Origin of the sequence: Microbulbifer zhoushanensis (assembly GCF_021729055.1) — a bacterium.
Lineage (GTDB): Bacteria > Pseudomonadota > Gammaproteobacteria > Pseudomonadales > Cellvibrionaceae > Microbulbifer > Microbulbifer zhoushanensis.
In genome coordinates, this window is record NZ_JAJSAO010000001.1 from 707,346 (window position 1) to 727,199 (window position 19,854).

The 19,854-nt window shown below is 62.2% G+C and carries 17 protein-coding genes; 4 read left to right on the forward strand and 13 right to left on the reverse strand.

The genetic code is table 11. From position 1 onward, the window contains the following. Positions 1–4 precede the first annotated feature (4 nt). The 7 genes from LVD10_RS03090 to LVD10_RS03120 all read right to left on the reverse strand — a co-directional run bounded on the left by LVD10_RS03090 (position 5) and on the right by LVD10_RS03120 (position 9,429). Positions 5–1,195 (reverse strand): acyltransferase family protein, encoded by a 1,191-nt coding sequence (locus tag LVD10_RS03090; RefSeq protein ID WP_237061787.1) that lies wholly within the window; start codon positions 1,193–1,195, stop codon positions 5–7. Positions 1,196–1,198: 3 nt separating this feature from the next. After that, a complete protein-coding gene (locus LVD10_RS03095; protein ID WP_237061789.1) occupies positions 1,199–2,383 on the reverse strand; it encodes an exo-beta-N-acetylmuramidase NamZ family protein in 1,185 nt (394 codons plus the stop codon). A gap of 83 nt (positions 2,384–2,466) precedes the next feature. Next, positions 2,467–3,135, reverse strand: coding sequence for a M15 family metallopeptidase (locus LVD10_RS03100; RefSeq protein WP_439651207.1), 669 nt, complete (start codon positions 3,133–3,135; stop codon positions 2,467–2,469). 131 nt (positions 3,136–3,266) lie between these two features. Next, complete coding sequence (locus LVD10_RS03105) at positions 3,267–5,189, reverse strand: aminotransferase class I/II-fold pyridoxal phosphate-dependent enzyme (RefSeq protein ID WP_232942968.1); 1,923 nt, start codon at positions 5,187–5,189, stop codon at positions 3,267–3,269. Positions 5,190–5,207: 18 nt separating this feature from the next. Beyond that, the gene (locus tag LVD10_RS03110; protein WP_232942969.1) at positions 5,208–6,602 is read right to left on the reverse strand and encodes a Na+/H+ antiporter NhaC family protein; all 1,395 of its coding nucleotides are present in this window, start codon (positions 6,600–6,602) and stop codon (positions 5,208–5,210) included. A gap of 125 nt (positions 6,603–6,727) precedes the next feature. After that, the gene (locus LVD10_RS03115; RefSeq protein ID WP_232942970.1) at positions 6,728–7,774 is read right to left on the reverse strand and encodes a S66 peptidase family protein; all 1,047 of its coding nucleotides are present in this window, start codon (positions 7,772–7,774) and stop codon (positions 6,728–6,730) included. A gap of 11 nt (positions 7,775–7,785) precedes the next feature. Beyond that, positions 7,786–9,429 (reverse strand): serine hydrolase, encoded by a 1,644-nt coding sequence (locus tag LVD10_RS03120; RefSeq protein ID WP_232942971.1) that lies wholly within the window; start codon positions 9,427–9,429, stop codon positions 7,786–7,788. Between the two features lie 231 nt (positions 9,430–9,660). Here LVD10_RS03120 and LVD10_RS03125 point away from each other — a divergent pair, with 231 nt between their 5' ends. Further along, positions 9,661–11,160, forward strand: coding sequence for a transglutaminase-like domain-containing protein (locus LVD10_RS03125; protein WP_237061792.1), 1,500 nt, complete (start codon positions 9,661–9,663; stop codon positions 11,158–11,160). Positions 11,161–11,261: 101 nt separating this feature from the next. On the opposite strand, the gene LVD10_RS03130 is transcribed toward LVD10_RS03125, so the two are convergent. From LVD10_RS03130 to LVD10_RS03140, 3 genes are read right to left on the reverse strand one after another with little or no spacing between them, the layout of a single operon-like run. Beyond that, the gene (locus LVD10_RS03130; RefSeq protein WP_232942973.1) at positions 11,262–12,053 is read right to left on the reverse strand and encodes a MurR/RpiR family transcriptional regulator; all 792 of its coding nucleotides are present in this window, start codon (positions 12,051–12,053) and stop codon (positions 11,262–11,264) included. Between the two features lie 41 nt (positions 12,054–12,094). Continuing rightward, the gene (locus tag LVD10_RS03135) at positions 12,095–13,189 is read right to left on the reverse strand and encodes a dipeptide epimerase (RefSeq protein WP_237061794.1); all 1,095 of its coding nucleotides are present in this window, start codon (positions 13,187–13,189) and stop codon (positions 12,095–12,097) included. After that, positions 13,186–14,562 carry an SH3 domain-containing protein gene (locus LVD10_RS03140; protein WP_237061796.1) on the reverse strand — a complete coding sequence of 459 codons (1,377 nt, stop codon included), beginning with the start codon at positions 14,560–14,562 and terminating at the stop codon, positions 13,186–13,188. The genes LVD10_RS03135 and LVD10_RS03140 overlap by 4 nt, the downstream gene beginning before the upstream one ends. Before the next feature lie 726 nt (positions 14,563–15,288). Here LVD10_RS03140 and LVD10_RS03145 point away from each other — a divergent pair. The 3 genes from LVD10_RS03145 (at position 15,289) to LVD10_RS03155 (ending at position 17,304) form a co-directional block, all read left to right on the forward strand. Further along, positions 15,289–16,176, forward strand: coding sequence for an N-acetylmuramoyl-L-alanine amidase (locus tag LVD10_RS03145; RefSeq protein ID WP_237061798.1), 888 nt, complete (start codon positions 15,289–15,291; stop codon positions 16,174–16,176). Between the two features lie 106 nt (positions 16,177–16,282). Continuing rightward, a complete protein-coding gene (locus tag LVD10_RS03150; RefSeq protein WP_232942977.1) occupies positions 16,283–16,618 on the forward strand; it encodes an antibiotic biosynthesis monooxygenase family protein in 336 nt (111 codons plus the stop codon). Next, positions 16,615–17,304, forward strand: a complete 690-nt coding sequence (locus LVD10_RS03155; protein WP_237061800.1) for an aspartate/glutamate racemase family protein — start codon at positions 16,615–16,617, stop codon at positions 17,302–17,304. Before LVD10_RS03150 ends, LVD10_RS03155 begins: the two co-directional genes overlap by 4 nt. Positions 17,305–17,340: 36 nt before the next feature. Here LVD10_RS03155 and LVD10_RS03160 read toward each other — a convergent pair whose 3' ends face one another. The 3 genes from LVD10_RS03160 to pxpB are packed head-to-tail and all read right to left on the reverse strand — an operon-like array spanning position 17,341 to position 19,756. Further along, positions 17,341–18,075, reverse strand: coding sequence for a 5-oxoprolinase subunit PxpA (locus LVD10_RS03160; RefSeq protein ID WP_237061802.1), 735 nt, complete (start codon positions 18,073–18,075; stop codon positions 17,341–17,343). A gap of 54 nt (positions 18,076–18,129) precedes the next feature. Beyond that, positions 18,130–19,059 (reverse strand): 5-oxoprolinase subunit C family protein, encoded by a 930-nt coding sequence (locus LVD10_RS03165; protein WP_232942980.1) that lies wholly within the window; start codon positions 19,057–19,059, stop codon positions 18,130–18,132. Next, positions 19,052–19,756, reverse strand: a complete 705-nt coding sequence (gene pxpB, locus LVD10_RS03170) for a 5-oxoprolinase subunit PxpB (RefSeq protein ID WP_232942981.1) — start codon at positions 19,754–19,756, stop codon at positions 19,052–19,054. The genes LVD10_RS03165 and pxpB overlap by 8 nt, the downstream gene beginning before the upstream one ends. Between the last annotated feature and the right edge of the window lie 98 nt (positions 19,757–19,854).

The following is a 19,854-nucleotide window of genomic DNA, read 5'->3' on the forward strand; positions in this document are numbered from 1 at the left end:
GGTTCTATACCTTCCAGATTATCTGCCGCCGGTACATCTGCCACATCACCCAATAGAAGACCAGCAGGCAGGTCAGTGCAAATGCCAGGGAACCTCCGTAACCGCCGAACAGGGGCTGGTAGAGCGTGTTGAACACCCAGCCTTTCAGTGTCATGTCACCCACCGGGATCATGATCAGCAGGCGCCCAACCACACCCGCCAGCATAAACAGCGCGATCGCATTGACCCCGAAAACCGCCAGGGGCGCGAGCGTGCGGCGGTGACCATTGATGTCAGCCAGGAAGTAAAGGCCCGCCAGCAACATGAGGGATACACCGCCAGTCACGAGGACAAAGCTGGGAGACCACAGGGCCTTGTTGATGGGAATCCAGGGATGCATCAGCTGCCCTGCCGCCAGCAAAGCCAGGCCAGCCAGCAGCCACTGCAGGCAGAGGGTTCTCTGCTCTGCCATGGATTTCCCGGCCTTTCGCCACTGCAACCCGGCGAAGACCCCGAGCAGGCAGGTGGCCACCGCCGGCAGGGTGGTCAGCAGCCCCTCCGGGTCAAAGGCGAAAGGCTCAGCGGTGCGGTAATAGACATGGGCACTGCCGAGCAACTGCTGGTCGAGCCAGGCGGAAAAATGATTGCCGAACTCCAGCTGCCCCAGGAATATTTCGCCGCCGGCCCCCTGGTAAGGGACAAGCAGCATCAGGCCCCAGGGCACCGCCAGCAGGAGCACTGCAACGCCGGCAAGCGCGCGCGGCGAACACCAGCGCAGCAGGTAACAGGTGACGATATATACCAGTGCAATACGTTGCAGGACACCCAGCCAGCGGATGCCCTCGATGCGGTCCTCCAGCCAGCTGTAAGAAGCATCGCGGAAATTGTAAAAAAATACCGCCAGGAAAAGCCCCAGCCCGAACAGCTTCAAAGTCCGCGACCATTGTGGCCAGCCCACCGGCGGGAACGCCTTGCGGCTGCCGTTCGCCAGTACCAGGGAAATGCCCACCACAAACAGGAACAGCGGGAATACCACATCAGTGGGGGTCCAGCCATGCCAATCGGCATGGGCCAGGGGCGCATAAACGTAGGACCAGCTGCCGGGATTATTCACCAGCACCATTGCGGCGATAGCGAGTCCGCGCAGCAGGTCCACCGATACCAGCCGCCCCTGCGGCTGCAGTGCCATGATCCGGTCGATATGCTGCCGCAACATGCCTCAGCCCTCCGGGTAGAGCAGGTAGGGCTGGCGCCGCTCGAGGTAGGCGCGGATATCCGGCTGCCAGCTGTGGCGGATTTCCTCTGCCCCCTGGCCAGCCAGGATCGCCCGGCGCAGCTCATCGGTACCGGCCAGCTTGTCGAAGAAACCGGGGCGGGAAAAATACTGCTCGCCACCCTCGCCCGTACGCTTTTGCCAGTCCACCAGGTACTCCAGGTTAAACCGGATCGACAGCGGCTCTCTACGCAGGTCCTGCCCACTCAATTGCTTGCCACGGTGCTTGGGATTTTCGCTGGCACCCGGCACCGGCCGCGGGGTAAAGCTGAATTTACCCACAGTGTCAGCCGGGTGGCCGATTACCTGGAACGGGAAATCGGTCCCGCGACCGATACTGACACTGGTACCTTCAAACAATCCCAGTGACGGGTACAGGCGAACCGACAGGTCGTTGGGGAGGTTCGGGGAGGGCTTTACCGGCAGCGAATAAGCCATGGATTTTTCGTAGCCCGCCAACGGGATCACGGTCAGTTCGCACTGCGCGCCGCCCTCCAGCCAGCCCTCGCCGTTGATCATCTGCGCCAGCTCACCCACAGTCAGCCCGTGTACCAGCGGGATCGGGTGCATGCCGACAAAACTGCGAAAGTCCGGCTCCAGCACCGGGCCGTCCACGTAATCCCCATTGGGGTTGGGCCGGTCCAGCACCAGCAGCGGCACGCCGTAATCGGCGCAGGCCTGCATCAGGTAATGCAGGGAACTGATGTAGGTATAGAAACGCACGCCCACATCCTGGATATCGAACAACAGCCAGTCCAGGTCCGCGACCTGTGCTTCACTGGGGGCATAGCTGCCACCGTAGAGGGAGACCACCGGCAGTCCGGTGGGGCCATCCACCCCACCCTCGACCTTGCCGCCATTCTCCACATCACCACGGATACCGTGTTCCAGCGCGAATATCTTCTGCACTTTTACCTGCCGGTCGCGCAGGAAGTCGATCAGGTGGCGGTCGCCGACCCGGGAAGTCTGGTTGACCACCAGGCCCACCCGCTCATCGCCCAGCAGCGGCAGGTAGGCGTCGGCGCGCTCAGCGCCAGTGAGCAGGGGATTCTCCTGTTCTGCCTGCAGGCAGCCGCTGGCCACCAGCGCCACCAGGACCAGGCAGAGTCGACCAAACCATTGCCTTTGCATTTTCCAATACCCCTGCTGTCGAACTATTGATACAGAAACTTACCGGGAATTCCCGCCGGGAAATTTATTCGGTGGGGCCGCTGTCACTCCACTGGAATATCAAAATACTGCTCCGGCCAGGGTTCCGGCTTGTAGGTATAGTGCCACCATTCCTGGGCGTAATTGACGAATCCGTGCGCCGCCATGGAATCTTTGAGCAACTGCCGGTTGCGCACGGCTTCAGGGTTTTCCAGCGCGAATGCAGTCGCGGAACGCTCGTCCATAAAGTCGAAGCCGGTACCCATATCGAGCGATTCCCCGCTCTGCAGGTTGTACAGACCCAGGTCCACTGTCGCCCCGCGACTGTGGCCGGAACGCTCGGCAATATAGCCGCGCTCGAACATCTGTGATTTTTTCTCGCGGGGATAAAACTGCGACTTGGTGGAAAAGTCCTCTGGCGCGCCGGCCCAGCGGACGAAATGATCCACCGCGCGCTGGGGCCGGTAGCAATCAAAGACTTCCAGCCCCAGCCCCCGCCTCGCCAGGTCATCGGCGACCTTTTGCAGGGCTTCGGCAGCAACCGGGACCAGCAGGCAGTGGTTGGCCCGGTAACCGTCGAGCGGCTCACCCACCAGGTTATCGCCAGTAAAATATTTCATTTCGACCCGGATACCATCCCCCTGTACCGATACCGGCTGGAAACCGGCGTCAGCCCCGACGTCATCGCCCGCACAGGCGGCCAGCGCGAGAATCAGCGGCGAGAAACATGCCAGGAACCTTTTTCGGTGCGGCCTGAGGGCCGGCTGGCAGCCGGCCCTCCACTGCAATGGCCCGTGCGATCCGGGGTATTGCCGCTCGTTCAATCTACTGTCCCTGTCATGTCCTTCCATGGGTAATCTCCCGATCAGATATCCTGCAGTTCGCGGCGTGCAGGCTGTGCTTCGGAATCGGTCATCACCCGCAAAGCCACCCTGCCCCCGGTATGGCGTACGCCATGCATTTCCAGGTCCTCACGTTCGAAGACATAGGACTGGATTGCCGCGAGTATCTCCGCGGTGATTTCCTGCCCCGGCACCAGCAGCGGGATGCCCGGTGGGTAGGGAACGATTTCGTCACAGGAAATCCGGCCTACCAGCGCGGACATGTCCTCGCGCTCCAGCGGCAGTAACTCACCGCGGGCGTAATAGGCCGTGCGCGGCAGCGCAACGATATCCGCCAGTGGCGGCAGCGATTGGCCACGGTCGGCCCCGGCGGCATCGCCGGCGCTCTCCGACAGCTTGCGCAGCGCCTGTTTCAGGCGCAGCAGTTTGCTCTCGGTGGTGCCGATGGTGACCAGGAAAGACAGGGTATTGTGGGTATTTTTCTCGACCTGGATACCAAACTCATTGAACAGCCGGTACTGCGCCGCGGGCGCAGACAGGCCGGCGCAGCCGACATCGATGGTGACCTTGGTGGGATCCAGGCGAATGCCGTCCTGCGCCACCTCCTCACTGCACAGGTCATCGACGCCCAGGCAGCGGAAGGCGGTGGACTCCCGCACGAAACTGCGGATCTCTTCCGCAAACCCGAGCGTGCGGCTCATGACATTGAAACCCTCGATGCTCATCTGCTTGCGCGCCACATCGAGGCTGGCGATCATCCCGTACTGCGGGCTGGTGGAAGTGTGCATATTGATATCTTCACGGAAGCCAGCTGCATCAAAATTCTCCACGCTCTCGCCCACGTGGATCATGCTCGCCTGGGAAAACGCCGACAGCATCTTGTGAGTCGACTGGGTGACAAAGTCCGCCCCGCACTCCAGCGCCGTGGGGCGCAGTTCCGGGTGGAATCGCCCGTGCGCATACCAGGCCTCATCGATCAGCACGTACACGCCGTGCTGGTGCGCAAATTCAATGATCGGCTTCAGGTCATAGCGCAGGCCGTCATAGGTGCAGGAAGTCAGTACCAGCAGGCGCGCCGACGGGTTTTCCTCGATTGCCCGGAAGATGCTCGCTTTCGGCACCGGGCCGTAGACACCGTAGTGCTGGTTCACCGATGACTCCAGGTACACCGGCACTGCGCCGCTCATGATCATCGCGTGGTGGACCGACTTGTGGCAGTTGCGGTCAACCACTACGCGATCGCCCTGGCGCAACAGGTGCTGCAGTACAATCTTGTTCGAAGTGGAAGTGCCGTTGGTGACGAAGTAACTGTGCTTCGCCCCAAAGGTTTTCGCAGTCAGGTTCTGGGCCTGGCGGATCACGCTGATGGGATCCATCAGCGAGTCCAGCATTTTCACACTGACCGACAGATCCGTGTTGAAGATGTGCTCACCCATAAAGCGATAGAAATCCACCACCCAGGGACTGGAGCTGAGGCTGTCGCCGCTGGAGTGACCGGGCGTATGCCAGGAGTCCCGCGCGGCATAAACATATTCCTTCAGGGCGTCGGCAAACGGGGTGGCGATGCGCTCCAGCAGGATTCGCCGCAGTGTCCGGTAAACCACACCATAGTTGGATTCGGCCCGGGAGATGACGCACTCATAGATGCGTTCCTCGGTCGGCGTCTTACACGCGGTCAGCAGCACACAGTCGATCTCTGCCCGCAGGCGACGCAGTTCGCGGTAGCACTCCACCAGGGAGTCGGCATCGAGCGCGCCGTCATCCAGCGCCACCACCTGGGTGGCGCCATCGCCCAGCTGTTCCGTCAGCGATTGGCCAGGTTCGCAGTAATTGAACACCAGGCCCAGCGGAGAACCCTCATCGCTCTCCGCTACCTGTGCCAGTTCATTCACCCAGCGGCGGCCGAACTGGGCATCCGCAGTAACCAGTACAACTTTACAATCCATTTCCAAACCCATATTCAGTTACAGCATGACCACACCCAGCAGGACAAAGCCCGCCGCGCTGATGGCACCGGCCTGCAGCGCGTAGGGCAACTGTGTCCGGACGTGGTCGATATGTTCAGTGCCGGACGCCAGCGAAGAGACAATCGTGGTGTCCGAGATTGGCGAGGAATGATCCCCAAAAATACCGCCGGAAAGCACGGCGGCAACGAACAGGGCGGGTTCAGCGCCCAGTGCCGATGCGACCGGAATCGCGATCGGCAGCATGATCGAGAAAGTGCCCCAGCTGGAGCCTACCGAGAAAGCAATCAGGCCCGAGACCAGGAAAATCACCAGTGGCAGCAACCACAGTGGAATCGCGTCACCCACCATGCCGGCCACATAGTCCCCGGTGCCCAGGGTCTTGGAGACCGATCCCAGTGCCAGGGCCAGTACCAGGATCACTGCCAGCGGCAGCATACGCCCGGCACCTTCCATCCAGGTATGGCTGAGCTCGTCCAGCTTCATGATCCGCTGCGCCAGTACCAGCACCGAGATCACCGCGAGCCCGGCCAGCGAGGCCCATAGCACCGAGGTGGATCCGGAGCCGGCAAAGATCTCGCCGTTGCCGGTAATCCACAGGCTCGCCGGCATCGCCAGCACCAGCACCAGGATCGGCAGGAGCATATTGACCGCTCGCGGCTTGCTGGTCTTCTCACCCTTGATCGACGCGGTGAGCTCAATCCCGTCCACTTCACCACCATCAGTCCGCGCCTGCGCTGCAGCCATGGGGCCCGGGTTGTAATTGCGTGAGATGGTAAAAGCCGTCAGGGCCACTGCCGTAATGGCGTAGAGATTCAGGGGGATACTGGACAGCAGCACTGTCAGCGGGTCGCTCACATCCAGTCCCTCAAGCAGGCCCAGGTTGAAAGCACCCCAGGCATTGAGGGGGATCAACATGCAGATCGGGGCAGAGGTGGAGTCGATGATATAGGCGAGTTTTTCCCGCGCCACGCGGAAACGATCGAACAGCGGGCGCGACACGGTGCCGGAGACCAGCACCGTGATATTGGATTCAATAAAGATCAGCACCCCCACCAGCCACGCCATCCACTGGGCGCGCTTGCCGTTGGTGACCCAGCGGCTGCGCTCCAGGAAGCGCACAAAGCCGGTAACGGCACCGCTGCGCTCCAGGGTGAGGATAAAGGCACCGATCACCAGGGTGAACATGACCACGCGCGCATCCCCGGGGTTGGCCAGTACCGCCAGCACGCCGTCGAGGGCTTCCGCCAGGGAGGGCAGCACCCCGGACTGGTTGAGCAGGAAATAGCCAAGCCAGATACCGGCAAACAGGGCCAGGTATACCTGGCGGGTCAGCAGGGCCAGGCCGATGGCGATAAACGGGGGAAGCAGGGTAATCCAGGTCAAATCAGTCATACAGGCTTCTATTTATTATTGATTTCGCCGGCCAGCCCCCGGCTCCCGCCAATCCGGCAGGCATCGCCCGGTCACCCGGACGCCGGGCGACAGGCCCGGCAGAACGCATCATAGTGGTTTTGTGATCACGTAACTACCGGCTCGAGCAGTTTCAGAGTGCCGGCATCACCGTCAAGTTCCGCCATGGCCCCCACCGGCACGACCGTCTGGTCGTCCACGTGACCGATCATCAGGCCCCGCACCACGGGAACCTCCAGCCCCGCACAGCGCTCCCGCAACACGTGCTCGACGCTGAAGGTGTTGCCGTCCGTGTCGGTCTCCGTGAACTTGCCAAACACGATACCCGCCACCTGGTCGAGCTTCCCGGCCAGCCACAACTGCGTCAGCATCCGGTCAATACGGTAAGGCGCCTCACCCACGTCCTCGAGGAACAGCAACCGGTCGCGGAAGTCGGGCTCGAACTCGGTGCCCAGCAGGCTGCACACCAGGGTCAGGTTGCCCCCCACCAGGCGACCGCGGGCGCGCCCGCCGCGAAAGCGGGTAATGCGGTTGCGGTGCTCCGCCCTGCCCGGCCGGGCCTCGAAGGGCGGCGGCGCGCCCAGCAGGGTCGGGGACTCACCGCGCACCAGCACCTTGCGGTACTCCTCAAGGGTGTAATCGGTAAAGTTCTGCGCGGCGATGGGGCCGTGAAAGGTAACGAAACCGCAGCGCTGGTAAATGGCATTCAGCAGCGCGGTGATATCGGAGTAGCCCAGTAATACCTTGGGATTCCCCGCAATGGTGTCGTAGTCCAGCATCGGCAGGATTCGCGGCGTGCCGTAGCCGCCCCGCAGGCAGAACACCGCATCCACACTGTCATCGGCAAACATGGCATTGATATCCTGGGCCCGGGCCAGGTCCGGGCCGGCCAGGTACTGGGTGCGCTGGTAGAGGTGTTCGCCTTCCTTTACCCGGAATCCCAGCGACTTCACCACATCGATGGCGAAGCGGATATCCTCGTCCTCCCAGGCGTTGCTGGCCGGGGTGACCAGGCCTACGGTCATGCCCTTGCGCAGCCTGGCGGGTCTACGCGGCCGCTGCTCCCCGGCGGCCGCGACATGGGTGGCGGCACCGGCCATTGCGCCCAGTAATGGCGCCGATACCAGGCTCTTGATCAGGGTTCTTCTGTCCACGTTCGCTCCTGTCACTGCTTATTCTTCTGTTTCTTCTGTGCCAACAGACCCACCGCCTCGCCGTTTTCCCCGGCCGGGCCGGTACGGACAAAGCGCAGGTCCGGGAAGTCATAACTGAAGTCCACCCCGCGGGACAGGGGCTGCATGGTGACCACCAGCTCCCCATCGTCGCCCCGTTCGGCTACCAACCAGGCATCTGCCTGCAGGCTGCGGTCGTCCCAGCGCAGGCTCCAGACGCCCGGTGCAGCGGATTCCATAGTGCCCACAAGCCGCGGGGATTTCAGTGAGCGCCAGCGCAATTTGCCCGCCGCGCCTGTGTAGATCTCCATCGGCCCGAACCAGGGATCACGGTAGCGCCCCTCAACCTGCTTGCGGGCGACCGGTGCACGGCTCTCGGGCCGGGGCAGCAGTTCCGGTTCGCTGGGCGCCGCGGCGCCCCCCCAAAGCTCCTGGAAGTGCGCCAGCCAGTCCCGCGGCTCGGCCCCCAGGTAGGGCTTCAGCAGCCCGTGGATCAGTGCCTGGCGTGCGACACCGGCACTGCGGTTCATCAACACCACCATGGCCAGCTTTTCTTCCGGTACGATCGCCGTCCACGCATACATGCCCGACAGCGAACCGGTATGGTGAATCACCCGCTTGCCATACATATCCTGCACCCGCCATCCCAGCGCGTACGCATAGAAGTGGCCACCATCACGCTCGGCACGCTCGGGCGACATTGGCATCAGGGTGACCGGCTGCCACAGCCGATCGCGGGATTCCTCGCTCAGCAGGCGCTGCCCGTCCGGGCTCACACCGCCCGCCAGCAATGTGCGCAACCAGCGCAGCATATCGCCGGCACTGCAGTGCATGCCCCCGGCAGCGGCGAGGACAATCGGGTGGTCGGGCGCCAGGTTGGGCGTATCGACCACCAGGCGATCGCCCTCCAGCCGGTGGGGGTCGGCCAGGTTGTCCCGCGCCGCCTCCGGCACCGGTCCGGCGTAACAGTGCTCCAGGCCCAGCTCCGCCAGCAGGCGTTGCTGCACAAACTCCTCGTAGCTCATTCCGGATACCGCGGCGATCAGCTCGCCGGCAACGATGTAGAGCAGGTTGTCGTAGGCGTAGTCGGCGCGGAAGCTGCCGGTCACCGGCAGGTGCCTTAACCCCTGCAGGATATCCGCACGGCTGAAGCTGTTGGGCTGCGGCCACAGCATCAGGTCGCCCGCGCCGGGACCCAGCCCGGAACGGTGGGTAAGCAGGTCCACCACCTGGAACTCGCGGGTAATCCACTCGTCCCCCAGGGCAAATTGCGGCAGGTAATCCGCCACGCGGCTGTCCCAGTCCAGCTTGCCCTCTTCCACCAGCAGCGCCAGCGCCGCGGTGGTGAACGCCTTGGTCGTGGAAGCCAGCTTGAACAGGGTTTCCTGGTCAACCGGGCGCGGACTGTCGACGTTGGTCACACCGAACCCCCTGACCAGCACCGGCTCGCCATCGCGCCAGATCCCCACTGCTGCCCCCGGCACCCGCTCCTCCTCAATTACCCGCTGTACCAGGGCTTCAGGGTTTATGGGCGACTGGTCCGCATCGCGGTCACTGCCACAGCCGGGTAACAGCGTGACTACCGCCAGGCCAGTAGCCGACAGGAATAATCGTTTCTTCAGGGAGGTGGGTCGCATCGGATCTCCAATCGGCCGTCAGGCGCCAGCCATTCGCAGTAAACGCACATCGCCGAAGCCGCCACAGGCCTGGCACAGGCGAAGCGGCATACCCTTTGGCGCTCCATTTGCCCTCGACTGACTTGACGCTGGCACTGGTTTAGAATAATTTTCAGAATAATTTATCAATACGAATTTGCCGTGTAAATATAATTTATTCAAACCGAAGGCAAACGACCCCGGAGCCCCACTGTGCGCAAGACCTTTTTGAGAAGAAAAAACCCGATGTTGTCCGTGCGGGTGAGCCGCCCATCTTTCAAAGCTTTTATTCCCGCCGCACTGGTAGCGGCGATGGCACTGGCGGGATGCAGTGCAGCAGAAAGCTCATTGACCCGGGTGCAGCAACTGGCCGACCAGGGGCATTACAGCAAAGCACGCGAGGAGATCAGGAAGATGCTGGAAAGCGATCCCGCCGACAGTGAAGCCGCGCCCCTGCAATTCGAGCACGAGCGCATGCGCCGTATCGAAATGGATTTCCAGCTCACCGGTGATGAACTGCTGCCATCCATCCAGCGTTACATCCCCGACGCCACCGCCGAGGATATTCTCGCCTGGGACCAGCAGGGCCTGCTTGAGTCCAAGGTAATCGACGGCGAGCGCCGCTTTTTTAACAAGACCGCCTACAACCTGGTACATATCTCAGATGCCGCGGCACAACGTACAGATGACTACCAGCGTTTTACCGGCAAGGCACCGCTCTATGCATTGCACCCGCACCACCGCAAGGTGATCGCCGCCGACACACCGCCGCGCAACCGTATCCGTATCCAGTACACACTCACTGTCGATCCCGACGCGGTTCCCGACGGGGAGATGGTCCGGGCCTGGATTCCCTTCCCCCAGGAAATTGCCGGCAAGCAGGAAAATATCGAGCTGGTCACGACCTCCCCGGCTGAGTTCCAGCTGGCACCGACAGACCAGGCCCAGCGCACGGTCTATCTCGAGCAGCCCGCCCGGGCCGGCGAGCCCACTAAATTTCGCGTCAGCTACCGCTATGACAGCCTCGCCCGTCATACCGCGATCGATCCACAGCAGGTAGAACCAGTGGAATTCACCCCGGCCCTGGAACCCTATTTATCCGAGCGCGCACCGCATGTGGTGTTTACCCCGGAGCTGCGCGCGCTTTCCGAGCGTATCGTCGGAAAGGAGAAGCACCCCTACCGCATCGCGCAGAAACTCTTTGCCCATGTCGACCAGATACCCTGGGCCGGCGCGCGGGAATATTCCACCATCCGCAATATCAGCCAGTACGCGGCCCGGGCCGGCCACGCCGACTGCGGCCAGCAGACGCTGCTGCTGATGACCCTGATGCGCATGAATGGCATCCCTGCACGCTGGCAGTCGGGCTGGGAATTTTCACCGGAATCGTTTGACACCATGCACGACTGGGGCGAGTTCTACCTGGCCCCCTATGGCTGGCTACCAATGGATGTCACCCACGGCAAGCTGGACGGCGCCAATGAGTCCGAGACCTGGTTCTACCTGGGCGGGCTGGATGCCTACCGGCTAATTTTCAACACGGACTACAGCCGCCCCTTCTCACCGGAAAAACAGCATTTCCGCTCGGAGACTGTGGACTCCCAGCGCGGTGAAGTTGAGTGGCAGGGCGGCAACCTGTACTTCGACCAGTGGGACTACAACATGGAGTGGGAAATCGAGGGCGCCGACAAATCCACACTGGCCACCAGGTAACCAGACCGGCCCAGCCGGGACTCTACCCCGGCTGGCCCCGCCTTTCGGTCAACCACTACCGGCGCGAACGGGAAAGGAATGAGGGAAAACAGGTCGCCGGCTTACTGCTCGGCGACCAGCAGGCCGCTGACCAGGCTCTCAATCAGGTGCAGCTGGCCAGAGCGGAACAACAGGCGCTGCAGCGGCTGCTCTTCTTCGGAGGGCATGACATACAGGCGTATGTCGGCGTGGATGCTGGCTGCGTTGTAGTTGTAGCGGGTCAGGCTCAGCACCTTGATGCCCTTTTCCCGGGCGTGGTTGGCCGCTTCAACCAGGGACTCCTCACCGTGCATATCGCAGATGATGCACAGCATATCCTCCTCGCCAAGGCTATCCACCATGGAGCGCTGCAGCATTCCACCCTGGTCGAACACGGCCCAGCAGCCCAGCTCAAGCAACTGGTAGGTGAGGTACTGGGCCACTGACACAGATCCATCACAGGCGGAAACCTGGATGCAACGGGCATTGCGTATCGCCTTGACCGCCGCACGCAAATGTTCCAGGTCATTGATGCCCGCGGTGTTTTCCAGTACCTCGAGTTTTTTCTGGCCCAGTTCGCTCAGCGGTGTATTGGCCCCACCGAAAGGCAGCGGCGCATCATCGCCGCCGACCGGGCTGGAGATGCCGCCGGCATAGCTTTCGTATACCGCCAGCTTCAGGCTCGGGTAACCCTTGTAACCGAGCTTCTGGGAGAACTTCACCACACTCGACTGGCTCACACCAACCGCATCGGCGAGCTGCTGGGAGGAGTAGTCCCGCAGCAGCTTTGTATTGTCCAGAATAAAATCGGCGAGCTTGCGCTCGTTCACCGACATCTGTTCGCGCATCGCGCGCATTTTCAGTAAACAGGTCATCGCTTTCTGTTCCAGCGGTGGCAGCTCACCGGCGCATACCACTAGGCCAGTAATTTCAGCCCTTCAATCTTTTCGATACCCAGCCCCGGCGTATCATTGAGAATGACATCGGCATCGGTATAAGTTGCCCCGCCAATGACAGGGTCAAACTCGCACAGGGATGGCACATCCAGGTCCAGCTTTGACACCACCGCTGAGCGGGCCGCAGCCACGTGCGCGGCGGCGGACACACCAATGCTTGTTTCCAGCATACATCCTACCATGCATTCCACATCGTACAGGCCGGCCAGGTCCGTCATCTTAAGGGCATTGGTGATGCCGCCGGTTTTCATCAGCTTGATATTGATGATCTCGGCAACCCGCCCCTGGATGATATCCATCATTTCCAGTGGGCCGAAAACACTCTCATCGGCCATGATCGGCGTTTTCACACGCTCGGAGATATAGCGCATGCCCTCCAGGTTGCGGGCCTTGACCGGCTGCTCGACGAGTTCCAGCAACACACCGGCATCCTCCAGGCTGCGGATGGCCTGCACGGCCTGCTTGGGGCTCCAGCCCTGGTTGGCATCCAGGCGCAGCAACGCCCTGCCCTTCACTGCCGCGTAGACTGCCTTGATGCGCTCGATATCCAGGCGGATATCCTTGCCCACTTTCAGCTTGAGGATTTCAAAGCCCCGCTCCACGGCGCTCTCGGCGTCCGCCACCATCTTGTCGATGTAGTCGACACTGATCGTGATATCCGTGGTGAGGCTGTTCTCGCCACCACCGAGGGCACGGTACAGGGGCACACCGAAGCCCTGTGCGAACAGGTCGTAAAGTGCGATTTCCACTGCGGCCTTGGCACTGGTGTTATTGACCATGGCGCCGTCGATTTCGCGCGCCAGCTGGTTCAGGTCGCCCACGTCCCGGTTGAGCAGCAGCGGGCTGAAGATTTCGCGGATAGCCGCGATAACCGAGGCGTGGGTATCGCCGGTAATGACGGCGGTCGCCGGCGCATTGCCGTAGCCGATGCGACCGTCATCGGTCTCCAGCATAACGATCACATCTTCCACGCACTCGACAGTCCGCAACGCGGTTTTGAACGGCGTGATCAGGGGCACCTTGAGCATGCCCAGCTTGACGTCAACTATTTTCATGGCATCACCGGTTGAATGGTTTTGATGGCGTAGATGCTGTCCACGAAGCTGCGCTCACGGCCCAGCTGCAGGGGTTTCAGGGGCGTCACCGAGACGCCGGACAGGGTACCGCGATATAGCTCGTCACCCCGGGTAAAGTAACTCAAGCCGGTTACATCGTGGATCACATACGGCTCGCCACCGGCGTGGCCGATATACATCATCACATGGCCGGGAATATAAATGAGGTCGCCAACGGTCAGGTTGTCCAGGGCCTGCAGCCGCTTCCGGTCATCCCCCGGCTCGAAAAACTGTGTCGGCGCAAAGGCCCCCTTGCCCTGCTGGCCGGAATTGCGCGGCATCAGGATCCCGAAGGATTTGTAAACCTCGCCCACGAACCCGGTGCAGTCGCGGCCATTGTAGTCGTGTCCCCAGCCATAGCGTTCACCCAGGAACTTGAACGCCTGTTCCAGAACCAGCGAGGGCCGGTATTCCAGGTGCCCCACATTGACGTCACGGCTGCGCGCCACCAGGGTGGGCTCGAATTCGAGCCGGCCATCCTCTCCCCGCACCGGCAGGCTGACGATATGGCTGGCAACCGGGTTCTGGCCATTCACATTGTGCCCCACCTCCGCAGCACTCAGCAGCGGCAGCGAAACACCCATGTCCAGCGCCTTTTCGGATGTGCGCGTATCGACAGGGTTGAAGTTGGTACTGACCTGCGCACCGGTCACCACCAGGCGAGGAGCCATGCCCAGCCATTGCTCCACCTGCCCACGCTTACCCACCGCCACCGCGGACTTGGGCAGCCAGGCAGCATAGTGGTAATTGACGGCAAACCACCACTCGCCATCCGCACTCTCGTGCAGGAGCACCACCTGCTGGCCGGGAAACACGCCGGTCTCCTGCAAGCGGTCCAGGTCCTGGTCGTCGGGTGCCTTGAAAATACGCTCGCCGGTCGGGAAGCTGCGCATACTGGCCCGCTCCACCACCACGCCCCACTGCAGTTCGACGACGTCAGGAACCTGCTCGCGCTGAACAGCTGCCTGCATCCGCCCGTAGTCGGCCTCACTCACCTGGCGGCCATCGCGGTAGTAGCGCGGCGAGGAAGCCGGCCGGCTGATACCGTCGAGCAGATCGCGCACCTGCTCACCCGGCATGGTTTCGCCCAGCGCCTGCAGGTCGTGCAGATATTCGCCCCGGGCGAAATTGCGGGCATTGAATGAATGGACCTGCTCAGAGCCCATGCGCAACGGATCGCCGTCGAGCCGCTGCACCCAGTAGTCGGCAGAGAGCATCTGTTCAGAGATACCGGGGACGTCACTGACAAAGACGGGAGAGGCCCCGCCGGCCCCGGGACCTGCCCGGTCGCCAGCATGTGCGGTGCCCGTCAAAACGAGCCCCGCGATCAGGATGTGAAGGGAAACCTTGAGAATCAACGCTGCCTTACCTTGTTGTCGTCACGGATGCCTCGGCCCCGTGTTTTTATTATCCGGTTATTCGGTGGCCTGGATGACGGATCCTGTACCTGCCCCAACAGGACTGACGCGCATCACCACAACAACCGACATGGTAGAAGAATACATTATTCAATCAACCACAACAACAAAGAATAATCTCGTAATAAAAAAACCGGCGCAGAGCGCCGGCCAATGACAAGGACGAGAAAATCATGCGAACCGACGCCAAACCTCCAGCCCACATGCCAGGGAGATAAGAGAGAGGACTTACCACCCGCACCTATCGACGGCTGCCACTGCCGCCTTGAAGACAACGCTGTCTCAAGGAATAAAATATTAATCGAGGGTTGGACGGTCAAGAATTATTTATGTTTAATAGGCAGGATTGCACACTGGTGCAGCTTTGGGAGCTGGGGGTAAAGCTTCCGATGTAGTGAATGGCGCCAGCGACGACACGCGCAATCCCGCAAAGACCAGGATGAAGAACAAATGACTAATAAAGACAGCCGCTGTCCCCACTCAGTGAACCCGTCGTCCAGCAGGTTTTCCCACCCTATGACCAGCACCGGCCATGTAAGAGGTTCCACCATACCGGGCTGGCGACGAATCCTTGCCGCCGCTGTCGCAGCTTCAGCACTGGCCGGCTGCAGCAGCGCAGGAATGAATCACACCCCCGGCAGTGACTATCGTATCGAGACGGTGGAATCGCAGAATGCCAGTGAGCGGGTGCGCTTCCTGGTGATGCACTTTACCGCCATCGACTTCGGCACTTCCCTGCGGGTCCTCACCCAGCCCAGCTCCGCACCGGTCAGCTCCCATTACCTGATTCCCGAAAGCGACGACCCCAGTTACCCCCACGACGAGCTGCGTGTCTACCAGCTGGTGGACGAGAATCGCCGGGCCTGGCACGCGGGGCCGGGCAAGTGGAAAGACCGCACCCAGGTCAATGACCAGTCGATTGGTATCGAGATCGTCAACAAGAGCCACTGCGTCACACCAGTGGAAAGTGGCGAAGTAGCCGTCGGCGATGAAAACTGCTTTTTCCCCGAGTTCGACCCGGCCCAGATCGAGCTGCTGATCGCCCTGTCGAAGGATATCCTCGCCCGCTACCCGGACATCACGCCTACCAATATCATTGGCCACGGCGACGTGATTCCCCAGTACAAGATCGACCCGGGCCCTCGCTTCCCCTGGCAACAGCTGGCCGAGGCCGGCATCGGCGCCTGGTACGAAGAAGAAACCGTCCAGCGTCACCTGGAACACCTGCAGGGCAATACTTCCAGTGACCGGGAAAGCCTGCGTCGCCGGTTTGCCCAGTGGCTCGCGGACTACGGCTACGGCATTGACCCGGAGTCCGCCACCGACGAGGACATCAGCCTCTATACCCGTGCCTTCCAGTACCATTTCCGCCCCTGGAAAGTGGACGGCGAAGTGGACAACCAGTCCCGCGCGATCCTGCTGGCACTGCTGGAAAAATACTTCCCTCGCAAACTGAGCGGCTACCCCGAAATCAATACCAGCGTGCTGGCCGAACTGGAACGCGAATAATCCGCGGGCAAATGACGGACGCCCGAGCTCGCCGCGCGCCGGGTGTCTTCCCTGCCCCGGGACGGGGTAGAATTCCCGCAGGAGAAACACGGGAGCCTGAACCAGTATGGACACCATTGCCCGAACCCCGCAGCCCCCCTACTACGCGGTCATCTTCACCAGCCTGCGCAGCGACATCGACGATGGCTACGGCACCATGGCCGCACGGATGCTGGAACTCGCCACGGACCAGCCCGGCTTCCTGGGCGCCGACAGCGCCCGCGAGAGTGTGGGCATTACGGTTTCCTACTGGCGGGACCTGGAATCCATCCAGCGCTGGAAGCACCACACGGAGCACTGCGAGGCCCGCCGGCTGGGCCGCGAAAAATGGTATACCGCTTTCAGCACGCGGATTTGCAGGGTCGAGCGGGATTACACCTTTGACCGGAGCGGGACGCCATGAAAACCATTGGCATCCTGGGCGGCATGAGCTGGGAATCCACGCTGGAGTATTACCGCCTGCTCAACCAGGGTGTACGCGAGGCACTGGGTGGCCAGCACTCGGCGCGGATCGCACTTTACAGTGTGGACTTCGCCCAGATCGAACAGTTGCAGCACGAGGGTAACTGGGAAGCCACCGCCGAGATCCTGGCCCGCGCCGCGCAGGGAGTAGAGGCGGCCGGTGCCGATTTCCTGCTGATCGCCACCAACACCATGCACAAAGTCGCAGACCAGGTGCAGGCGCAGGTCGGCATACCGCTCCTGCATATCGCCGATGCCACAGCCGACAGCCTGCGCCGGCATGGAATCGGGAAAGTTGGCCTGCTGGGCACGCGATTTACCATGGAGCAGGACTTTTACCGCGAGCGCCTGCGGCAACAGGGGATTGAGGTGCTGGTCCCCGACGAGGGTGAGCGGGAGCTGGTACACCGGGTGATCTATACCGAGCTGTGCCAGGGTAGGGCCAACCCCGACTCAAAAGTGCGCTACCTGGAAATTATCGCCGGGCTGGCAGGCCGCGGCGCAGAGGGCGTTATCCTCGGTTGCACGGAGATTTCACTGCTGGTGCAACAGCCCGATACACCGGTGCCGCTGTTCGATACCACCGCCATCCATACAGGCAGGGCCGTGGCATACGCACTGGACTGATGCCGGGAAGACTGATGCCAGGAAAAGGAGCCGGGGCTAGCGCCGCTCACCCAGCGCCCGGCGGATGTCCACAATCGTGGCGACACCTTCCGGGTTATCCCCGTGCACACAGATGGTGTCCGCCTGCAGGGCATACTGCCGGCCGTCACTGGTGGTGACACTACCGGCAGCAATTTCCTGTACCTGGCGCAGTATCTCGTCTCGCCGGTGCAGCACCGCCCCCTCCTCACTACGCGGCACCAGCAGCCCGGCAGGGGTATAGCGCCGGTCGGCAAAGGCTTCCAGCAGCACATCCAGCCCGTATTCCGACGCCAGCTGCCGGTGCCGTTCGGCATCCGGTGTTGCCATCAGCATCAGCGGCAGGTTGCGCCCGTGACTGGCCACGGCCGCGAGAATTGCGCGTAACACCGACTCGTCCCGCAGCATATCGTGGTACAGGGCCCCGTGCGGCTTGACGTACTCCACCCGGGTGCCCACTGCCCTGGCCAGCCCCTCGAGGGCACCAATCTGGTACAGCACCATCGCGGAAATCTCATCCGGGGAGCACTGCAGCGAGCGGCGGCCGAATCCCGCCAGGTCCGGGTAAGCCGGATGGGCACCCACCTGTACCTGGTGATCCGCCGCCAGGCGCAGGGTACGCTGGATAGTCAGCGGGTCGCCCGCATGGAAACCACAGGCAACATTGGCCATGTCGATATGCGGCATTACCGCGGCTTCCCCGGCCACCTGCCAGCGGCCGTAGCCTTCCCCCAGGTCACAGTTCAGTTTCATGCCGGCCTCCCAACTGGTTTATCTCGCTTCATGCGCCCGTTTCCATCACTCTCGCTAACCGGTTTCGCACTCGAAAAAGCGCCGCTGCTGCCGCAGGGCCTGCTGCGCCCCTTCCAGCGTGCCGAGGCTGAATAATACCGTCGCCCCCGGGCGCGCCTGCGCCAACAGGTCCAGGTCCACGCTGTAAACATGGCCGATTTTCGGGTAACCGCCGATCGTCTGGCAATCTGCCATCAAAACGATCGGCTGCCCGTTACTTGGCACCTGGACTGCGCCCGGCGCCACTGCCTCCGAAATCATACTTCCCGGCAACCCGGTCATGGGTGAGCCCTCCAGGCGCACCCCCATCCGGTCTGAAAGGGGCGACACCCGGTAAGCCTGCGACAGCAGGGTTTGCCGGTGCGCGGAAGAGAAAAGCTCAAACTGGTTGGAAGGCACCAGCCGCAGCGGGATATCGCCGCCGTACTCGCGAATATACTCGCGCGGCACCCCGGCCAAGAGCGTCTCGGCAGCGGCGATATAGGGCAACCGGTCGCCGGACCGCAACGACCTGCCGGCAATGCCGCCAATCCGCTCGCCCACCGTTGTGGCCCTGCTGCCCCAGACCGGTTCAGCCTGGATTCCCCCGGCCAGGGCCAGGTAACTGCGGACACCACTGCGGGCCACCTCAGCCTCCAGCAGGCTGCCGCTTTCAGCACGGTGTGCAGCCCAGTTGGCCACCGGCCTGCCGTCGAGGCGCCAGTTGCACTCGGCACCGGCCAGGGAAAATGTGGTGGCGTGGGAAAAGCGCATGGCAAAGGGACCCAGGGTGATCTCCAGCAGGGCATCCCCCGGTGCATTGCGCAGTAACCGATTGGCCCAGCCAGCCGCGTGCCGATCGAGGGCACCGCCGGGACTGACGCCCAGGTGCCGCTGGCCATGGCGACCGCTGTCCTGGATCAGGGTCAGGGGCCCGGCACGCTCCACCGTGGCGAATTCACCCATCGAGTTCGCCCCCCAGCTGCTCGAACTTTTTCCTGGTCACCGGCACAAAGCGCACCCGGTCGCCCACGGCCAGCAGGACGCGCGGTGGGTTGCTGCTGCGGTCAAACAACGTCTCCGGACAGCGGCCGATCAGGTTCCAGCCACCGGGGCAGCTGTCCGGGTAAACCGCCGCCTGCGCACCGGCAATGGCCACGGCACCGGCAGGCACCCTGGGCCGGGGCGAATCCAGCCGGGGCACTCGCAGGGGTTGCGGCGTTTTACCCATAAAAGCAAAGCCCGGGCGAAAGCCGAGTGCGTACACGCGGTACTCTTCCGCCGCATGCATATCGATAACTTCCCCGGTGGTGAGGCCGGCGAATTCCGCCACCCGTTCCAGGTCCGGCGCAGCTTCCCCGCCGTAATAGACCGGCAACTCCACCATCCGGCCCTGCGGGGCTGCCTCTACCTCATCCGGCTCCAGCAATACCTGCTCCGCACACTCTTCAAGTTTCCGGTGAACCTCGCGGTATTCACTGCGCAACAGGTCGTAAAAGACGGTGACACTGCAGTAAGAGGGCACCACATCGGTGACCCGGTCACCCATCTCGCGGCGCACCAGCGCGGTCAGTCGCGCGATACGCGCCAGCGTCCGCTCGTCATAATCATCGGAAAGGTAGAGTGTGAGGGATTCGTCGCTGGAATCTGCGATCCGCATCATAAGGCCACTCCCTGCTCTCGCCGCACCCCGGGATAACGGGGCACCGGCCGTACATATCCCCTGGAATTCCCCTACAGGTTATCTCAAAACAGCCCGCC